Origin of the sequence: Mixta calida, assembly GCF_002953215.1 — a bacterium.
Classification (GTDB): domain Bacteria; phylum Pseudomonadota; class Gammaproteobacteria; order Enterobacterales; family Enterobacteriaceae; genus Mixta; species Mixta calida.
This window is the reverse complement of sequence record NZ_CP026378.1, coordinates 932,951-951,373: the sequence shown is the minus strand read 5'-3', so window position 1 is coordinate 951,373 and position 18,423 is coordinate 932,951. Positions and strand designations below refer to the sequence as shown.

Below are 18,423 nucleotides of genomic sequence, written 5' to 3'. Positions count from 1 at the left end.
ATGACGCAAGCAACCCCAACCCTTCCCTTTGACGGCCAGCTTAACGAAGCGGCGGACGATCCGCAGCGGCTGACGGCGATGCTGCCTTCACCCTGCCCGCAAAACCATGCGGCGAACCTGCTGCCGCTGCCGAACGGCGACCTGATGTGCGTCTGGTTCGGCGGCACTCAGGAGGGGATCGCCGATATCTCTGTTTACTGCTCGCGTCTGAACAGCGGCAGCGACCGTTGGAGCGCGCCGCAGAAGCTTTCAGACGATCCGGGCCGCTCCGAGCAGAACCCGGTGCTGTTTCTCGCACCCGATAATGTGCTGTGGCTGCTCTGGACCGCGCAGAAATCCGGCAATCAGGATACGGCGATCGTGCGCTGTCGCCAGTCGCAGGATATGGGCTACAGCTGGGGCGAAATCCAGACGCTGCTGGAGGAGCCAGGCACCTTTATCCGCCAGCCGATCGTCGTGCTGCCGGACGGCGCGTGGCTGCTGCCGGTGTTCTATTGCCGCACGCGACCAGGCGAAAAATGGGTAGGCGACCATGACGTTAGCGCGGTGAAGATTTCGCGCGATAACGGGCGCAGCTGGCGCGATGTGGCGGTGCCGGAAAGCACCGGCTGCGTGCATATGAATATCGTAGTGTTGCAGGATGGTTCGCTGCTGGCGCTGTTCCGCAGCCGCTGGGCCGACTATATCTGGCAGAGCCGCTCCGTCGACGGCGGCGAAAGCTGGAGCGCGCCGCAGCCCACCGAGCTGCCGAACAACAATTCGTCCATTCAGGTGACGACGCTCGCCAACGGCGATCTGGCGCTGGTGTTTAACAATATGAGCGCGGAAGGCGCCAGCGAACGCCGCACCTCGCTGTATGACGAAATTGAAGATGAAGAAGGTAGCGATGCGCTATCGGTCGCGGCGCAGCCGCACGGCGGACGCAGCGCCTTTTGGGGCGCGCCGCGTGCGCCGATGACGCTGGCGATCTCGCGGGATGGCGGCCGGAGCTGGCCGTGGCGGCGCAATCTGGAGGAAGGCGACGGCTACTGCATGACCAATAACTCGCAGCAACGCCTGAACCGAGAGCTCTCCTATCCCAGTATTAAACAGGGGCCGGACGGTAAGCTGCATATCGCCTGGACCTGGCATCGTCAGACGATTAAGTATGCGCGCGTGGATGAAAGCTGGGTGACCGGCTAACGACGAAAGCAAGGAGAGAGAATGATAACGGGCAATTTGCAATACCTTGCGCTGGCGACGCTGCCAGAAGAACTTTACGCCCTGCTGGCGCGACCAGAATGTTCGCTGGCGGCGCTACAGTCAGCGCCCGACGGACGCTGGCAACCGGAAGGCGCAGGCTGGTTTTGCACTATCGGCGTCAATGACACCGCGCCTGCGGTTACTCGTCACACCGAATATCACCGCCGCTGGCTCGATATTCAGGTGGTGCTGGCCGGTGAGGAGATCATTCGCTACGACGTCGCAGACGCGCGGGAAATGCCGGCGGAAGAGCGCAAACCCGACCTCTGGATCGTGGCGCAACCGCAGCTGCGTCAACAGTTGCATCTGCAAGCGGGCGATTTCGCCATATTCGCGCCCGGCGAAGCGCATCAGGCATTGTGCGCGGTAGACGACCGACCGGCGCAGGTGCGCAAGGCGGTATTTAAAGTGCCGGTTGAGATGCTGCGGAGGGCGCCGTGAGCCGCCATGCGCTGGTCACTGGCGCCAGCTCCGGCATTGGTCGCGCCATTGTCGAGCGTCTGCTGCGCGAAGGCTGGCAGGTGACCGGACTCAGCCGCTCGGCCAGCGGCGAGGCGCACCACGCTCTGCATCATTTGGCCGTCGACCTGTCTGACGAGCGGGCGTTAAAAACCGCGCTGGCGACGCTGCCGGCGCCTGACGCCTTTATTCACGCAGCCGGAATGATGCAGGCGGCGCCGCTGGGGGCACTGGAAGGAGAAATCAGCCAGCGGCTGTGGCGTCTGCATGTCTACGCGGCGGAACTTATCGCCAACGCGCTGTTGAATCGTCTGCCTGACGACGGACGCATTATCCTGATCGGCAGCCGTACCTCGCGCGGCGCGGCGGGCCGCAGCCAGTATGTCAGCACCAAGGCGGCGCTGGTGGGCATGGCGCGCAGCTGGGCGGCGGAGCTGGCGCCGCGCGGCATTACCGTTAATGTGGTGGCGCCCGGCGCGACGGCGACACCGATGCTGGATGGTCCCGGCCGCGCCAGCTCGCCGCCAAAGCTGCCGCCGATTGGCCGCTATATTCAGCCGGATGAAGTGGCGGCGCTGACGAGCTTTTTGCTCTCTCCCGCCGCCGCCGCCATTACCGGTCAGGAGATCGCCATATGCGGCGGCGCCTCGCTCAACTGATTCAGCAGCGCTAAAGCAAAAAGGCCCGCATCATAATGATGCGGGCCTTCAAATTTCTCATTGCTTTTTTATCCTGTCAGACCTTTTCGCCACTGGCTACCCTGTTGCGGCTGCATGGGCGGGCTTGTTTCAGCGGCCCTGCATAAATGCGCGGTAGGCGGCGATTACCGCCAGAAAGTCTTCCATGCCGCAGAACGAGAGGCTTTCTTCATCGTAGTAGCTCATGCCCTCCTCCAGCTCATCCGTATCGAAAGCGAGCTGGTTAGCACGGATCATCACATCCTCGCCGTTGAGTGAAAGCGTATATTCATGGCCCTGACGCTGCCATTCGCGCTCGCTGCCTTTAACCTGCTCCATCGCCGCTTCGACTTCATCCAGCAATGCCATGTCGCCTTTGACCTCTTCATTGAACCAGTGGCCGACCGCCTCGTGGCCCATGCTCATACGCACCTTCACCTGGCCAGTGACGTCGCGCAAAAATTCATACTCCATTGTTCTACCCTCAATATCAGCAGCTAAGGCGTTAATAGCGCGCATTATTGCAGCTTGGTGCCTGAAACACAGCGTGAAAATTGAGAAACGTCGCATTTTTGCCGCGAATATACATTATGTCCTCAAATTTATTTATATTGTTCCAGATTGATTATTTTCCTCACTTCAATAAAAACATACGGATATGTTAATGAAAAGAAGACTATATCGATGCTGCTGGGGCAGCGCTTTTTTAAGTTTAGCGGCACAGGCAGGCGTTATGCGCCACGACATTAACGTTCAGGACTACCGCGACTTCGCTGAGAATTTAGGAAAATACAAACCTGGCGCCACCCATGTTCCTGTTTACCGAAAAGATAATAGCTTAGACGGGTATCTCGATTTCCCGTTGCCCGATTTTGGCATGGTGGCAAATGGCGGATACGCGACATTAATTTCTCCCTCCTATGTCGCCGGCGTCAGACATAACAAAGGCTATAAAACAGTCAGCTTTGGAAATGGCGCGAAATATGCCGCCAGCTATAAATTAATTAGCCGTAATGAACACAGCGAATCTTCCACTGATTACCATCTGCCGCGCCTGAATAAAGTTGTTACTGACGCTGCCCCAGTTGATTATGTTGAAAAATCCGTTATCCGCCAGGCAGACCATGAGCGCTACAGCTGGTATACGCGCGTTGGCGGCGGCACTCAGGCTCAGATTAGCGATGATATGCAGCAGGAGTTGCAACTGGCCAGTGCTTATGCCTGGAAAACTGCCGGCACTCTTTTTGGAGAGAAAATCAATTTCGCGCCCGGTACGCTGCGCTGGCAAAATTATGCGCCGGACTCGCCTTTTTCTTCCCCGTTCTCCTCTGCCATATTGGGAGGCGATAGCGGCAGCCCGGTATTTGCCTATGATTCGCTGGAAAAAAAATGGAAAGTTGTTGGCGTAATGCATGCCGCTATTTCTAATAAGGGACCTTATCAGCGCATCAGCGGCGCTGAATATATTCCTGACGGGTTCAATCAAGATATTATGTTAATGAACCGTTCGCCTGAGATTACAGATATAGCCGCGAACGGGAATATTCACTGGAATAGCGCCGCCATTACTCAGGGCAGCGCCCAATGGCAATGGCATGGCCTTGATGACAGCTACGCCAGTCTGTCGCCCGCTAATGCCAGCAATGAAGCGCTGAACGCCACGAAAGATCTACACTTTAACGGCGAAGGCGGCCATATTATTCTGGACAAGCCGATCAATCTGGGCGCGGGAAATCTACGCTTTTCCGCAGACTATGCCGTTAGCAGCGCCTATGGCCGTAACGCAACCTGGGTCGGTGGCGGCGTGGAGGTAGATAAAGATCGCACCGTACTCTGGCAGGTAAACGGTCTGGACAACGACGCGCTGCATAAAATTGGCGCCGGCGTGCTGCATATTAACGCCAGCGGCGTCAATGCCGGAGCGCTGAACGTGGGCGACGGCACGGTGATTCTCGATCAGCAGGCAGATGAAAACGGCGCGAAACAGGCGTTTTCCAGCGTAACGCTGGTCAGCGGACGGCCTACCGTGATACTCAATAGTGCCGATCAATTACGCAGCGACCATATTCAGTTCGGCTACAGAGGTGGTACGCTCGATTTAAACGGCAACAGCCTCAGCTTCGGCGAGATTAATCATAATGACGACGGCGCACGCATTGTTAATCATCACGCGAGCCAGCAGGCGACGGTCACGCTCAACAGCAATAAATACGCTTTTTTGGGGAAATTTGGCGATAAGGCCAGCGCCGACAGGCTTAATCTTATCTTTCAGCCAGACAATAATTTAACCGTCAGGCAGTTGGCGGGCGGCGCTGAGTTAAATCAGCTGGCGGTCAACGCCGGTGAGCTGTCGCTTACCGGTCAGCGTGTGTACCATGCCGGTAAGGTTTACTATAGCAACGACTGGGATGAGAAATATTATTCCGCCAACACGCTAACGGTAGCGCCTGATGCGGCGCTGACGCTCGGGGAGCACGGCAATCTGACCACCGCCGCTACCCTGACGGGCAACGCCAGGCTTAATCTTTACGCCAGATCGGCTCTTGACGGCAGCGTGATGCTGACCGACAGCGATAGCGTGCTGTACGCCGATATCAGACAACGCGCCAGCACCGCAGGCGAACTCGCTTCGCGTATTGATGCCAGTATCAGCGGAAAAGGCTGGCTGGAGAAACAGGGCGAAGGACGCCTGACGCTGAATGGCGAAGTAACAGCCGAAGGTGGTATCGCGTTGAATCAGGGCGAGCTGGTGGTGAATAATCACATCACCTCGCCGCTCAACATGGCGGAAAATACGCTGCTGGCCGGTAAAGGCACATTGGACGCGGTCATCATGGCGAGCGGCGCAACACTGTTTCCCGGCAGAGCGCAGCCGGAGGATAAGATCGGCACAACGCTGCGCATTAAAAACCTTACCAGCAGCAGCGCTAATACGCTGGCGCTCAATACCCGCTTCAGCGATGGCGTGACCGATCGCCTGCTAATCGACGGTGATCTGCAAAGCGCAAACGATCAAGCGATAATGGTCAGCGTCAACCCGCAGGGCATCTGGAGCGACAGCGATCTTAACCATAACGGTATCGCTGATAACCATGAAGGCATTTCACTGATTCAGGTAGGCGGTAAAGCCAGCGCCGACAGCTTTAAGCTCGCGGGCAGCTACGTAGCGCGTGGCGCCTGGGCGTGGGGCCTGTATGCCTTTGCGCCTGGCAAAGCAAGCGCGGAACAGCGTCTGCTTGACGGTGCTGGCGATCGTTTCTGGGATTATCGTCTGCAAAATATCATGCTGAGCGAGGACGGTAACGCCATTCCCGCCCCGCCAGAGCCGCAGCCAGAACCACCACCACAGCCGCAGCCAGAACCAACGCCAGAGCCGCAGCCAGAACCAACACCGCAGCCGCAGCCAGAACCAACGCCAGAGCCGCAGCCAGAACCAACACCGCAGCCGCAGCCAGAGCCGACGCCGCAGCCAGAACCGTCGCCAGAGCCGCAGCCAGAACCAACACCACAGCCGCAGCCAGAACCAACGCCACAGCCGCAGCCAGAACCAACGCCGCAGCCGCAGCCAGAACCGGCGCCAGAGACGCAGCCAACGCCGGTCCCCGACAAGGTAGTACGACCTGCGGTGATCCCGCAGGTGCCCGCCTACATTTCCCTGCCGACAGCCTTTCTCAGCTTTGAGAAGAACTTACTTTCGCTATTTAAAGCGCAGGCACGCGATGACTCCTCCTTTTTTGCTTTCTGCTACAAAGGCAGCGATCGTTATCATACGCGCGAAAATTTCCAACGCTACGGCTACAACTTCCATAGCCAGTATCACGGCTGGATGCTGGGCACACAGCGCACGCTACTGGATCGAGAGCAACAACGCGCCAACCTTAGCGTTGGCGTCGCCTGGGGCAAACTCTCCATGGTGCCGCAGGCGCGTGACGGCGTCAGCAACAGCCAGTTCGATACCCTGAGCTTATTTTCGCAGCTGACGTGGCAGCATGACAGCGGCCTGACGTTATCGGCGCCGTTCGGCTATACGCACTTTCGCGGTAAAGTGAATACCGATATGCGCGGGCGGGTCGCCAGCCCAACGGCCTCCAGCTGGCATCTGGGTCTCGATGCGGAAAAAACCTGGCAGCTCGGCAATCATCGCGTAGGCCCGGTTGCCGGTCTGCTGTATCAGCATCTACAAATCAACAGCCTGCGCGATAGCGATAACGCTAACGTCTCCTGGCAGATGCAGCGCACTCCGCTCTATTCGCTGGGCGCCGCCTGGCGCTATCAATGCGAGCGTTGCCCAACGCAGCAGGCTAGTCTGGGCGGCTCGCTGCGCTACGTCCATCGCTCTTCGCACACGAATAAAACGCGGGTGGGCGACAGCACAAATCACGCGACCTTCAACTCCGGCAAGGGCGGTAATGGTATTCAGCTAGCGGCGGATATGGCGTTAAATGTCGCGGACAACGTTAAGCTAACCGGCCAGCTCCAGCATCAACGCAAAACGGAAAAAGAAGGCATCAACGACTGGGGAATTACCGGAGGCATAAAGGTAACTTTCTGATAACCCTTAAACAGCAGGCGTAAAAAAGGGCGGTTATTACCGCCCTTTTGTTTTTCGTGCTGCGTTATCAGACTGCCGTCTGGAAAATCACGTCTTTCGCTTTTTCGGTGTACTGATCCAAACGATCGAAGTTCAGGTAACGGTAGGTATCGACCGCCGTCTTATCCACCTGCGACATGAACTGCTGGTACTCGTCCGGCGTCGGCAGGCGACCCAGCAGAGAAGCGACGGCCGCCAGCTCCGCCGAAGCCAGGTAGACATTAGCGCCGGTACCCAGACGGTTCGGGAAGTTACGCGTCGAGGTCGAGACTACGGTCGCGCCGTCCGCCACACGCGCCTGGTTGCCCATGCAGAGCGAACAGCCAGGGATCTCGATACGCGCACCGCTCTTGCCGAAGACGCTGTAGTAGCCCTCTTCCGTCAGCTGCGCCGCATCCATTTTGGTCGGCGGCGCAACCCACAGACGGGTCGGCAGCTGGCCTTTATGGCTGTCCAGCAGTTTACCCGCCGCGCGGAAGTGACCGATGTTGGTCATACAGGAACCGATAAAGACCTCATCGATCTTCTCGTTCTGCACGTCGGAGAGCAGGCGCGCGTCATCAGGATCGTTTGGCGCACAGAGAATCGGCTCGTTGATCTCCGCCAGATCGATCTCGATCACCGCTGCGTACTCGGCGTCGGCGTCCGCTTCCAGCAGCTGCGGATCGGCCAGCCATTTTTCCATGCCCTGAATACGACGCTCCAGCGTACGACGATCGCCGTAGCCCTCCGCAATCATCCATTTCAGCAGGACGATGTTGGAGTTCAGGTATTCGATAATCGGCTCTTTATCCAGCTTGATGGTACAGCCAGCGGCGGAACGCTCGGCAGAGGCGTCGGAAAGCTCAAACGCCTGCTCGACTTTCAGCTCCGGCAGACCTTCGATCTCCAGAATGCGGCCGGAGAAGATATTTTTCTTGCCCTTCTTCTCAACGGTCAGCAGGCCCTGCCTGATGGCGTACAGCGGGATCGCGTGCACCAGATCGCGCAGGGTGATGCCCGGCTGCATTTTGCCTTTGAAGCGCACCAGTACCGATTCCGGCATATCCAGCGGCATGACGCCGGTCGCGGCGGCGAACGCCACCAGGCCGGAGCCCGCCGGGAAAGAGATGCCGATCGGGAAACGGGTGTGCGAATCGCCGCCGGTGCCGACGGTATCCGGCAGCAGCATACGGTTCAGCCAGCTGTGGATAATGCCGTCGCCCGGACGCAGCGAGACGCCGCCGCGGTTCATAATAAAGTCAGGCAGCGTGTGGTGCGTCTGCACGTCGACCGGCTTCGGATAGGCGGCGGTATGACAGAACGACTGCATCACCAGATCGGCCGAGAAACCAAGGCAGGCGAGATCTTTCAGCTCATCGCGCGTCATCGGGCCGGTGGTATCCTGCGAACCGACGGAGGTCATCTTCGGCTCGCAATACTGACCCGGACGGATGCCGTCGACACCGCAGGCGCGGCCAACCATTTTCTGCGCCAGCGAGAAGCCGCGCGTGCTTTGCGCCACATCTTTCGCCTGACGGAATACGTCGCTGTGCGGCAGGCCCAGCGACTCACGCGCCTTGGTGGTCAAGCCGCGCCCGATAATCAGCGGAATACGGCCGCCGGCGCGCACTTCATCCAGCAGCACGTCGGTTTTCAGGCTGAATTCAGCCAGCAGCTCGCCGGTTTCGTGGTTGCGCACTTCGCCTTTGTACGGATAAATGTCGATGACATCGCCCATATTCAGGTTGTTGACGTCCACTTCGATCGGCAGCGCGCCGGCATCTTCCATAGTGTTGAAGAAGATTGGCGCGATTTTGCCGCCCAGCACCACGCCGCCGCCTTTTTTGTTCGGCACGTACGGGATGTCGTCGCCCATAAACCACAGCACCGAGTTGGTGGCGGATTTACGCGAGGAGCCGGTACCGACTACATCGCCGACGTAAGCCAGCGGATAGCCTTTCGCCTGCAGCGCTTCGATCTGTTTGATCGGGCCTACGTTGCCCGGCTCGTTCGGCTCAATGCCTTCACGGGCGTTTTTCAGCATTGCCAGCGCATGCAGCGGGATATCAGGACGCGACCAGGCATCCGGCGCCGGAGAAAGATCGTCGGTGTTGGTTTCGCCGGTGACTTTGAACACGGTGACGGTGATTTTTTCCGCCAGCTCAGGACGGTTCAGATACCATTCGGCGTTCGCCCAGGACTGCATCACCTGCTGCGCATGCGGGTTGCCCGCTTTCGCTTTCTCTTCCACATCGTAGAAGTTATCGAACATCAGCAGCGTGTTGGACAGCGCTTTCGCGGCAATCGGCGCCAGCTTTTCATTATCCAGCGCTTCAATCAGCGGATGGATGTTGTAGCCGCCCTGCATGGTGCCAAGCAATTCGATCGCTTTTTCAGGTGTTACCAGAGGAGAGGTCGTTTCGCCTTTGGCGATGGCAGCCAGGAAGCTGGCTTTGACATAGGCCGCTTCATCAACACCCGGCGGCACACGATTAATTAACAGATCGGACAGGAATTCTTCTTCACCCGCCGGAGGGTTCTTCAGCAGTTCAACCAGCGCGGCCATTTGGGATGCATCTAAAGGTTTAGGAACAATTCCCTGGGCTGCACGCTCGGCAACGTGCTTACGGTATTCATCTAGCACGACGTTCTCCTCGCTCTCATTGTATAGGGCTTTCCGGCCACCTTTTTTCACGGCGATCTGTTGGATGCTTATGTAGGGTAAGGTGCCCGGTTTCGCGTCCGCCAGCATAGCAGGATTTGCTGCTGTTGTTAATGCGTTTACAAAAAAGCAACATTATTTATCAAAGCCGTTTCCCCGGCGAAACGCCTGCCGCAGCGCTTTTTCAACTTTTTAACGATAAAATTAATTTATGGCTGAGGCGTTTTTGTTAAGGAAAAAATGTCTTTCCCGTTGAGGAGCGGTTAAGGCTGCGAATTTACCCAGCGTCTGAATCTTTTTATACTTAGCGCCGTTTATTAGCAGGAGCCCTTTTTTGCTTACTTATTCGATCTAACAGGCAAGCCAGCCGCTTGCCGCCAGGCAGGCAGCGAGCTTTCGGTTCGTCTGCGTTTTAACCCCCTGAGAGATGAACCTGATGTTAATGTATCGCCGCGCACTTTTTCCCCCAGGCTATAAGCGGCCTCTTTTCGCCATTACGGATTAACGTAACGGCTCGCCTTACGCTGACTCTTACAGCGCTGAATCTGTTATCGCCTTACGGCGGTTAAGGAGACGTCATGGACGAACCCCCTTGTATGCAACGTAAAACGCGTTGCACAGGAGCTGAGTAACCTACTCCCTTTCTCTGCAACGCCATCTCATATTTTGCCGCGATCTCATTTTGAGCGGGATCGGGGTGCGTATCATTTGGAGTAACTGAGATGACTCAGACCATCAATCTGGCGGCGCGTCAGCGCGCTGCTGCGGCTCAACGACGCCTGCCGATCGGCGATGAAGCTGGCGTTCTTGCTGAAACCACGCTGCTGCGTTTACAGAGCAGCGAGCGCGGATTAACCCATAAACAGGTTCTTGAGCGCCAGGCGCGCTACGGCGCCAACGAGGTCGCCAATGAACAGGCGCCTCATCCGCTTTGGCAGTTGCTGACAGCATTTAACAACCCCTTTATTTATGTGCTGCTGGGGCTGACCTTCATTAGCTTTTTCACCGATTACTGGCTGCCGCTGCGTCAGGGTGAGGAGACCGATCTGACCGGCATCACCATTATGTTGACCATGGTGCTGCTTAGCGCCCTGCTGCGCTTCTGGCAGGAGTTCCGCAATAATAAAGCGGCGGATGCGCTGCGCGCGCTGATGACTACCCGCGTCAGCGTGCTGCGTCGAAAAGATAACGGCGTATCCCCGCAAATTGTCGAGGTGCCGCAGCGGGATCTGGTGCCGGGCGATATTATTCTGCTCGCGGCAGGCGATCTGATTCCGGCGGATATTAAGCTCATGGCCGCGCGCGACCTGCTGGTGAGCCAGTCCGCCCTTTCCGGTGAAGCGCTGCCGGTAGAAAAATCGTGTCGGCTGACGCCTGTAAATGCCGTACAGCCGCTGAGTGAAAGCGCATTGTTTAAGGCCGCTTCCGTGTGCCTGATGGGCACGCATGTCGCCAGCGGCGCCGCTACGGCGGTGGTGGTCGTTACCGGCAGCCGCACCTGGTTTGGCTCTCTGGCGCGTAAACTGGTCGGCGAGCGCGCGCCTACCGCCTTCGATCGCGGCGTTAACAGCGTAAGTTGGCTGCTGATCCGTTTTATGGCGCTGATGGTGCCGGTTGTGCTGCTGCTGAACGGCTTTACCAAAGGCGACTGGCTTGACGCCACGTTTTTCGCGCTGGCGGTTGCGGTCGGACTCACGCCGGAAATGCTGCCGATGATCGTCAGCACCAACCTGGCGAAAGGCGCCATGGCGATGGCGCGCCGTAAAGTGGTGGTGAAGCGCCTGGAGGCGATTCAAAATCTCGGCGCCATGGATCTGCTTTGCACCGATAAAACCGGGACGCTGACCGAAGACCAAATTGTGCTGGATCGGCATATTGATCTACAGGGCAACAGCGATCATCAGGTGCTGACGCTGGCCTGGCTGAACAGCCGCCATCAGAGCAGCCATAAAAACCTGATGGATCGCGCGGTGCTGGCGTTTACGCGCCATCGTCATGATTTACCCCAGCACTGGCGTAAAATTGATGAGCTGCCGTTTGATTTTGAGCGCCGCCGTTTGTCGGTAATGGTTGCAGATGAGCAGGGCCAGCACCTTTTAATCTGCAAGGGCGCGCTGGAGGAGATGCTGGCGGTCTCCACTCACGTTTGTATCGACGGACAACGGCAGCCGCTGGATGACGCGTGGCGTAACAGGCTGCGCGATCGGGCGGCGCGTTTGAACGAAGAAGGCTACCGCGTGCTGCTGATAGGCAAGCGTGAAACCGGCGCCACCGGGTGGTATCAGCATTTAACCGCTGAGGACGAGTGCGATTTAACGTTGTACGGCATGCTTACTTTCCTCGACCCGGCAAAAGAGAGCGCGGCAGCAGCGATTCAGGCGCTACAGGAAAAAGGCGTGGCGATTAAGGTGCTGACCGGCGACAGCGCCGCGATCAGCATTAAAATCTGCCGCGACGTCGGTCTGGAAGCAGGCGAGCCGCTGCTGGGCGAAGAGATCGACCAGCTTGATGATGCGCAGCTGGCGCTGCGGGCGACGCAGCATACGCTGTTCGCCCGTATCACGCCGGCGCAAAAGGCGCGCGTGGTCAGATTGCTGCAACAGCAGGGACATACCGTTGGCTTTCTCGGCGACGGCATTAACGACGCCGCAGCGCTGCGCGCCGCCGACGTCGGGATCTCCGTCGACGGCGCCAGCGATATTGCTCGCCAGGCCGCAGGTATTATTCTGCTGGAAAAAAGCCTGCTGGTACTGGAACAGGGGGTTGTCACCGGTCGCCAGACCTTCGGCAATATCATTAAATATCTGAACATTACCGCCAGCTCGAACTTCGGCAATGTTTTTTCCGTGCTGGTCGCCAGCGCCTTTATTCCTTTTCTGCCGATGCTGGCCATTCAGCTACTGTTACAGAATTTGATTTATGATATCTCCCAACTGGCACTGCCCTGGGACCGGATGGACAAATCCTTTCTGCAACGCCCGCGTAAATGGGATGCGCGCAATATCGGACGCTTTATGCTGTGGATGGGCCCGCTGTCGTCAATTTTTGATATCACGACATTCGCATTGATGTGGCATGTTTTCGGCGCCAACAGCATCGATCATCAGGGACTGTTTCAGTCCGGCTGGTTTATTGAAGGGCTCCTTTCCCAGACGCTGGTGGTGCATATGCTGCGTACGCGCCAGATTCCGTTTATCCAGGCGCGCGCCAGCTGGCCGATTATGCTAACAACGCTGGCGGTGGTGGTTATCGGCGTCACGCTGCCTTTCTCGCCGCTGGCCGCCACTTTTGGTTTACAGGCGCTGCCGTTAAGCTACTTCCCGTGGCTGGTCGCCACGCTGCTCGGCTATTGTCTGTTAAGCCAGGGCGTGAAAACGATTTATATGCGTCGCTATGGCGAGTGGTTCTGAGATAAAGTGTGTTCAAACCTTTTCCTGAGCGGCTTTTGTTTTTATCACGCCGTCCACGGGAAATAATCACTTTTGTCAGACTATAATTAATACCACCGCTGGCAAATATTATTCTAAAAAATAACCCCGGCCTGATATATTGTCAGGTCGGGGTTATAAACTTGGGGCTTTGCAAACGGGCACGCATTGCAACATTACGCTTTACCGCAATATTCTCTGCTGCAAAGAAAGATATTTTTGGGCCAGCCAGGCGCTCCGTTTATTTCAGGTTTTCAGGAAAGTTGGCGGGCAGTTCACTGGCCGGGCAGTTAATGATGCTATCGTCATTTTCACCCACGTCGCGGATAAAGGTCAGCGTGGCGTACTCATCGATCACTTCAGTCGGATAGGCCGGACCTGCTTCACGGTAGCTGGCCATTTCATCGAGATGTTCGTTCTGGAAGCAGACGGTTTTTTCCGGGTTATTCATTACCCAACGCGGGAAGAAGATGGTGCCATGAAACACTTTGTCGGCGAGGTTCACGCTCAGGCTGACATCGGTGCCGGTAGGCTCCGTCCAGGAAATTTTGTAAACATCGCTGGCAAGGCGCGCCAGGTAAACATGCTGATCTTTCACCCAACGGTTACCGACCAGACCGCTGTGAATGCGATAATCTACCGTTGCATTATTTTTGACGTAAATTTCATAGTTCCAACCATTATCATAAGTATAGACCAGATGTTTACCCACTAAACCGCTAATATCATGTTTATCAAAGCTCATAAAATTTACTCCTTCTGGTTAATGGGTAAATTATAGAACAGCATTAACAGAAATTTCTGATAAAAATAATTTCATTTGCCTTATATCAAAGAGGTTATTGCAGAGACAGAACCAGCAAAAAGATGTTTGATAATTATTGCGACTTTGGGAATTATTTATGACAGTAAAAATCAGGTAGTAGCAACAGAAGGTAATAAAATATACATTTTGCTATAAGAAATCACTGTTTGTCATATATAAATAGTTTTAGTTAATTACATTGCGCTGCAAGATAGAGGGGGTTTATTGAAATTCTCCAACAGCAGTACAGGCAAAAGGCTGCGCTTTTATATCGCCTGTTTATTTCTTTGGTAGAGCCGCTGCCATAAGCTGCCTGTGCGGCAGTCAACTCTGTCTGTTCTCCCTGCCCCTAAACGCTTACGTTGATAAAAATGCCATCTATTTCAGCCAGCGGTTTATTCCTGCTGACGCGGGGAACACCCTGACATCTCCAGAGCTTGTCTGACAATCCCGGTTTATCCCCTCATGAAGAACATGTTTTTTGCTTTGAACTGAGCGTGGCGCTATTTCTTCACCACAAACCGTACTCATACAGGCGGTTTCAGAAAAAATTGCATCATGCATAGCTACCATCGATTCTATCTGTTCCGCCTACCCTGGAACGGTTGTCAATATCAGCGCTGATGTGTGTAAGCTGCTTACGAACAGTTAATCGCCGTCGGCTGGATCCAACCAGCCGTTCGCTGCCCTCTTTTTCTGCGTAGCGCCTAAAAAAGAGAGTAGGAAATTTTGCATGAATTTATTTTTTACACATCTTTATGAAGTGATGCGGCAACTATATAAACCATCCCCTCACGCTCGCCTGACAGGCAAAAAAATCACAAAAAAAATGTAAGTTTTTTTTTCGCAAGCCGATAGATTCTTTAACGATCAACGTTCACAGAAAGAACGCATGGAAGGCTGATGGAGATTTTTATATGCTGAAACGTATTCGAATTGTTACAGGATTGTTTGCAGTATTGCTGATATTTACTTTGCTGCAAATGGCGACCGGGGGGATTTCCCTCATTGGAAATAAACACGCAAATAATGCCTTTCATGAGCAGCAGACTATCCAAAACGAACAGGTGGCATTGAATCAGTCATGGGCGGCATTATTACAGACAAGAAATGCCCTGAACCGGGCAGCTACTTATTTCCTTGCACTTGAGGCATATGCAGATAATAACAATCAGGATGAGATAAACACACTTTTTCATTCGCTTATCCATGACAGCAGAAGCTACCTCAGTAACGCCGAACGTTTCTGGAAAGACTATAATGATATACTCAACGGACTGGCGCAGGATAAAGAAGCGTTTAAACAGTTAGATAGAAGCTATGCCGACTTTCATAAAGCGCTTTCTGAAATGGCTATCCAGCTGGAGAAAAAGCAAATACAGCAGTTCCTGGATTACCCTGCACAAAAATACCAGGACGATTTTCAGACACAGTTAAATCAGTATTACAAGAATAACCGGGAAAAACTTTTACAGGGAACTGAAAACATTCAACGTAATTATGAAGTCAATCTCTGGATACTGATTGCAACGCTTTCTTTCACCGTTTTTATGGCCCTCCTCGCCTGGTATGGGCTTCGGAAAATACTCATTATTCCCCTCAACAAACTCCTCGAAAATATCCGCTCTTTTGCCGGTGGGGATCTTGTTTCCGTAATTGAAGTTGACGGCACCAATGAGATGGGGCAGTTGGCCGCAGGCCTGAGAAATATGCAGGCAGCGCTTACGGTGACAGTGGGGGAAGTACGCAACAGCGCAGACGCCATTTTTAGCGGTGCGAGTGAGATTTCACAGGGTAATAACGATCTTTCCTCACGAACCGAGCAGCAGGCGGCCTCGCTGGAGGAAACGGCAGCGAGTATGGAGGAGCTGACGGCGACGGTGAAGCAGAACGCGGAAAATGCCGCTCAGGCAAGCAAGCTTGCACGTAATGCCACCGGCATTGCCCAGCGCGGCGGCACAGTCGTGGATAACGTAGTCAGCACCATGAATGATATCGTCACCAGCTCGCAGAAAATTTCTGAGATTATTAGCGTAATTGACGGCATTGCCTTTCAGACAAACATTCTCGCGCTGAATGCAGCGGTGGAAGCAGCCCGCGCGGGTGAGCAGGGGCGCGGATTCGCGGTTGTGGCAGGGGAAGTCCGTAATCTGGCGCACCGCAGCGCGCAGGCTGCTAAAGAAATCAAGGGGCTGATCGAAGAGTCCGCAAGCAAGGTGGAAGCCGGGACGAGCCTTGTGAGCACAGCAGGGGAAACGATGAACGAGATAGTGAAAGCGGTAACCGAGGTGACCGGCATCATGTCCGAAATTGCCTCGGCTTCAGAAGAGCAGAGCCGGGGTATCGATCAGATTGCTGTCGCTGTCTCAGAAATGGATCAGGTGACCCAGCAGAACGCTTCACTGGTTGAGCAATCGGCCACCGCAGCGGCTGCGCTGGAAGAACTATCCGGTCGCTTAACGGAGGCGGTTGCCGTGTTCCGTATAAACAGCACAGGTCGCCAGTCTAAACGGAACGATCAGGACGGGAACAAGCCTGCCATCAAAGCGCCCGATCTAAAACCGCTGAATACGTCAGAACCGCAGGAGGGATGGACAACGTTCTAGCCTTGCAGACGAATGCAGCAGGAGATAAAAAACAGGCCAGAAAACCGGCCTGTTGATACGCTGCCATGTCATCCGTTGCGGTAATCACCGAACAGCCGGCGTCAGTCATTCTGACGCCGTATCCGGCCGGTTTATCTCTGCCAGCGCGGGGAACGCGCTAATTTTATATCAATGATATCAAAAGCAAAAAATAACGCTTAAAAATCCCCCCATCCATCCTACTTTTTAAAAACGCTATTATCTTGATTCACAAACTTTTTAGAGAATAACAACCGACGCCCGCCAGCCTTTATTACTTGATCGCAAAACATCACAGGATAAACCTATCCTTCCTTTATTCCCGACCAATAAAAAAACGGCCCCTTTCGGAGCCGTTAGCGTCGTTCTTACCCGCGCAAGACTTACTTTTTCTTCGCTTTCGGGTTAGGCAGATCGGTGATGCTGCCTTCAAAGATTTCTGCCGCCAGGCCAACCGACTCGTGCAGCGTCGGGTGAGCGTGGATAGTCAGCGCGATATCTTCGGCGTCGCAGCCCATTTCAATTGCCAGGCCGATTTCACCCAGCAGCTCGCCGCCGTTGGTGCCGACAACCGCCCCGCCGATAACGCGATGGGTTTCTTTGTCGAAAATCAGCTTAGTCATGCCGTCAGCGCAGTCGGAAGCGATCGCACGGCCAGATGCCGCCCACGGGAAGGTGGCGGTTTCATAGCTGATGCCTTTCTCTTTCGCTTCTTTCTCGGTCAGGCCAACCCATGCCACTTCCGGCTCGGTGTAAGCAATGGACGGAATGACTTTCGGATCGAAGTAGTGCTTCTTACCAGCGATAACTTCTGCCGCCACGTGGCCTTCATGCACGCCTTTGTGCGCCAGCATCGGCTGACCGACGATATCGCCGATAGCGTAGATGTGCGGCACGTTGGTGCGCATCTGCTTATCAACGCGGATAAAGCCGCGCTCGTCCACTTCCACGCCCGCTTTGCCAGCGTCCAGGTTTTTACCGTTCGGCACGCGACCGATAGCCACCAGCACCGCGTCGTAACGCTGCGCTTCCGCCGGCGCTTTTTTGCCTTCCATGGAAACGTAGATGCCGTCTTCTTTCGCTTCAACCGCAGTCACTTTGGTTTCCAGCATCAGATTGAATTTCTTGCTGATGCGCTTGGTGAAGACCTTAACCACATCTTTGTCGGCAGCCGGGATCACCTGGTCGAACATCTCAACCACGTCAATCTCTGAACCCAGCGAATGGTAAACGGTGCCCATTTCCAGACCGATGATGCCGCCGCCCATGACCAGCATGCGTTTCGGCACTTCTTTCAGCTCCAGCGCAGCCGTAGAGTCCCATACGCGCGGATCTTCATGCGGAATGAAAGGCAGCTGAATTGGACGTGAACCCGCCGCGATAATCGCGTTATCAAAATTGATGGTGGTCGCGCCGTTTTCGCCTTCGACAACCAGCGTATTCGCGCCGGTGAATTTACCCAGACCAGTAACAACTTTAACTTTACGCCCTTTCGCCATGCCAGACAGACCGCCGGTCAGCTGGTTGATGACTTTCTCTTTCCAGGTGCGGATCTTGTCAATGTCGGTCTTCGGCTCACCAAATACGATGCCGTGTTCCGCCAGCGCTTTGGCTTCTTCAATGACTTTCGCAACGTGCAGCAACGCTTTAGAAGGGATACAGCCGACGTTCAGGCAAACACCGCCGAGGGTGCTGTAACGCTCTACTATTACGGTCTCCAGACCTAAATCAGCGCAACGAAAGGCTGCAGAGTAGCCTGCAGGACCTGCCCCAAGTACCACGACCTGGGTTTTAATCTCTGTACTCATCATGACCTCTTAATTGACTATCCGGCGGTCAGACGTCACTTTCCTGATTCACAGTACGCCCTTCATCCACCGGGACGCGTTCACCGCAAGAGTTTACAGAATTGTTAACAGACTGCAAACCGCTTCGGCTCCGTAAGATCCCATT

General features: G+C 55.2%; 10 protein-coding genes. 6 read left to right on the top strand and 4 right to left on the bottom strand.

The window, feature by feature from the left end; all coding sequences use genetic code 11:
* Genes C2E16_RS04420 through C2E16_RS04410 form a run of 3 tightly spaced genes read left to right on the top strand, consistent with a single transcriptional unit; the run spans position 1 to position 2,360 of the window.
* Entirely contained in the window at positions 1–1,182 is a 1,182-nt protein-coding gene (locus C2E16_RS04420) for a sialidase family protein (protein ID WP_084971612.1), read from the top strand.
* A gap of 21 nt (positions 1,183–1,203) precedes the next feature.
* Entirely contained in the window at positions 1,204–1,683 is a 480-nt protein-coding gene (locus tag C2E16_RS04415) for a YhcH/YjgK/YiaL family protein (protein ID WP_084971615.1), read from the top strand.
* Complete coding sequence (locus tag C2E16_RS04410) at positions 1,680–2,360, top strand: SDR family NAD(P)-dependent oxidoreductase (protein WP_038628176.1); 681 nt, start codon at positions 1,680–1,682, stop codon at positions 2,358–2,360. Before C2E16_RS04415 ends, C2E16_RS04410 begins: the two co-directional genes overlap by 4 nt.
* 129 nt (positions 2,361–2,489) lie before the next feature.
* Here C2E16_RS04410 and yacL read toward each other — a convergent pair whose 3' ends face one another.
* Entirely contained in the window at positions 2,490–2,852 is a 363-nt protein-coding gene (gene yacL, locus C2E16_RS04405) for a protein YacL (RefSeq protein ID WP_038628179.1), read from the bottom strand.
* Between the two features lie 259 nt (positions 2,853–3,111).
* On the opposite strand from yacL, the gene C2E16_RS04400 reads away from it, so the two are divergent.
* A complete protein-coding gene (locus tag C2E16_RS04400) occupies positions 3,112–6,930 on the top strand; it encodes a S6 family peptidase (RefSeq protein ID WP_159378710.1) in 3,819 nt (1,272 codons plus the stop codon).
* A 67-nt stretch (positions 6,931–6,997) separates the two neighbouring features.
* Here the strand turns inward: C2E16_RS04400 and acnB are convergent, their stop codons facing one another.
* Positions 6,998–9,595 carry a bifunctional aconitate hydratase 2/2-methylisocitrate dehydratase gene (gene acnB / locus C2E16_RS04395; protein ID WP_104951624.1) on the bottom strand — a complete coding sequence of 866 codons (2,598 nt, stop codon included), beginning with the start codon at positions 9,593–9,595 and terminating at the stop codon, positions 6,998–7,000.
* 740 nt (positions 9,596–10,335) lie between these two features.
* On the opposite strand from acnB, the gene mgtA reads away from it, so the two are divergent.
* Entirely contained in the window at positions 10,336–13,023 is a 2,688-nt protein-coding gene (gene mgtA / locus C2E16_RS04390) for a magnesium-translocating P-type ATPase (RefSeq protein ID WP_084970001.1), read from the top strand.
* Between the two features lie 259 nt (positions 13,024–13,282).
* Here mgtA and C2E16_RS04385 read toward each other — a convergent pair whose 3' ends face one another.
* Positions 13,283–13,786: a phenolic acid decarboxylase gene (locus C2E16_RS04385; protein WP_038628186.1), complete on the bottom strand. Its 504-nt coding sequence runs from the start codon at positions 13,784–13,786 to the stop codon at positions 13,283–13,285.
* 977 nt (positions 13,787–14,763) lie between these two features.
* On the opposite strand from C2E16_RS04385, the gene C2E16_RS04380 reads away from it, so the two are divergent.
* Positions 14,764–16,452 carry a methyl-accepting chemotaxis protein gene (locus tag C2E16_RS04380; protein ID WP_084970000.1) on the top strand — a complete coding sequence of 563 codons (1,689 nt, stop codon included), beginning with the start codon at positions 14,764–14,766 and terminating at the stop codon, positions 16,450–16,452.
* A 401-nt stretch (positions 16,453–16,853) separates the two neighbouring features.
* Here C2E16_RS04380 and lpdA read toward each other — a convergent pair whose 3' ends face one another.
* Complete coding sequence (lpdA, locus tag C2E16_RS04375) at positions 16,854–18,278, bottom strand: dihydrolipoyl dehydrogenase (RefSeq protein WP_038628189.1); 1,425 nt, start codon at positions 18,276–18,278, stop codon at positions 16,854–16,856.
* Positions 18,279–18,423: the final 145 nt, after the last annotated feature.

What these genes read in the sequence shown, in the direction of transcription:
- C2E16_RS04400 (WP_159378710.1), top strand. Translation starts at nt 3,112, where the DNA reads ATGCGCCACGACATTAACGTTCAGGACTACCGCGACTTCGCTGAGAAT.
- C2E16_RS04385 (WP_038628186.1), bottom strand. Translation starts at nt 13,786, where the DNA reads ATGAGCTTTGATAAACATGATATTAGCGGTTTAGTGGGTAAACATCTG.
- lpdA (WP_038628189.1), bottom strand. Translation starts at nt 18,278, where the DNA reads ATGAGTACAGAGATTAAAACCCAGGTCGTGGTACTTGGGGCAGGTCCT.
- yacL (WP_038628179.1), bottom strand. Translation starts at nt 2,852, where the DNA reads ATGGAGTATGAATTTTTGCGCGACGTCACTGGCCAGGTGAAGGTGCGT.
- C2E16_RS04380 (WP_084970000.1), top strand. Translation starts at nt 14,764, where the DNA reads ATGCTGAAACGTATTCGAATTGTTACAGGATTGTTTGCAGTATTGCTG.
- C2E16_RS04420 (WP_084971612.1), top strand. Translation starts at nt 1, where the DNA reads ATGACGCAAGCAACCCCAACCCTTCCCTTTGACGGCCAGCTTAACGAA.
- C2E16_RS04415 (WP_084971615.1), top strand. Translation starts at nt 1,204, where the DNA reads ATGATAACGGGCAATTTGCAATACCTTGCGCTGGCGACGCTGCCAGAA.
- mgtA (WP_084970001.1), top strand. Translation starts at nt 10,336, where the DNA reads ATGACTCAGACCATCAATCTGGCGGCGCGTCAGCGCGCTGCTGCGGCT.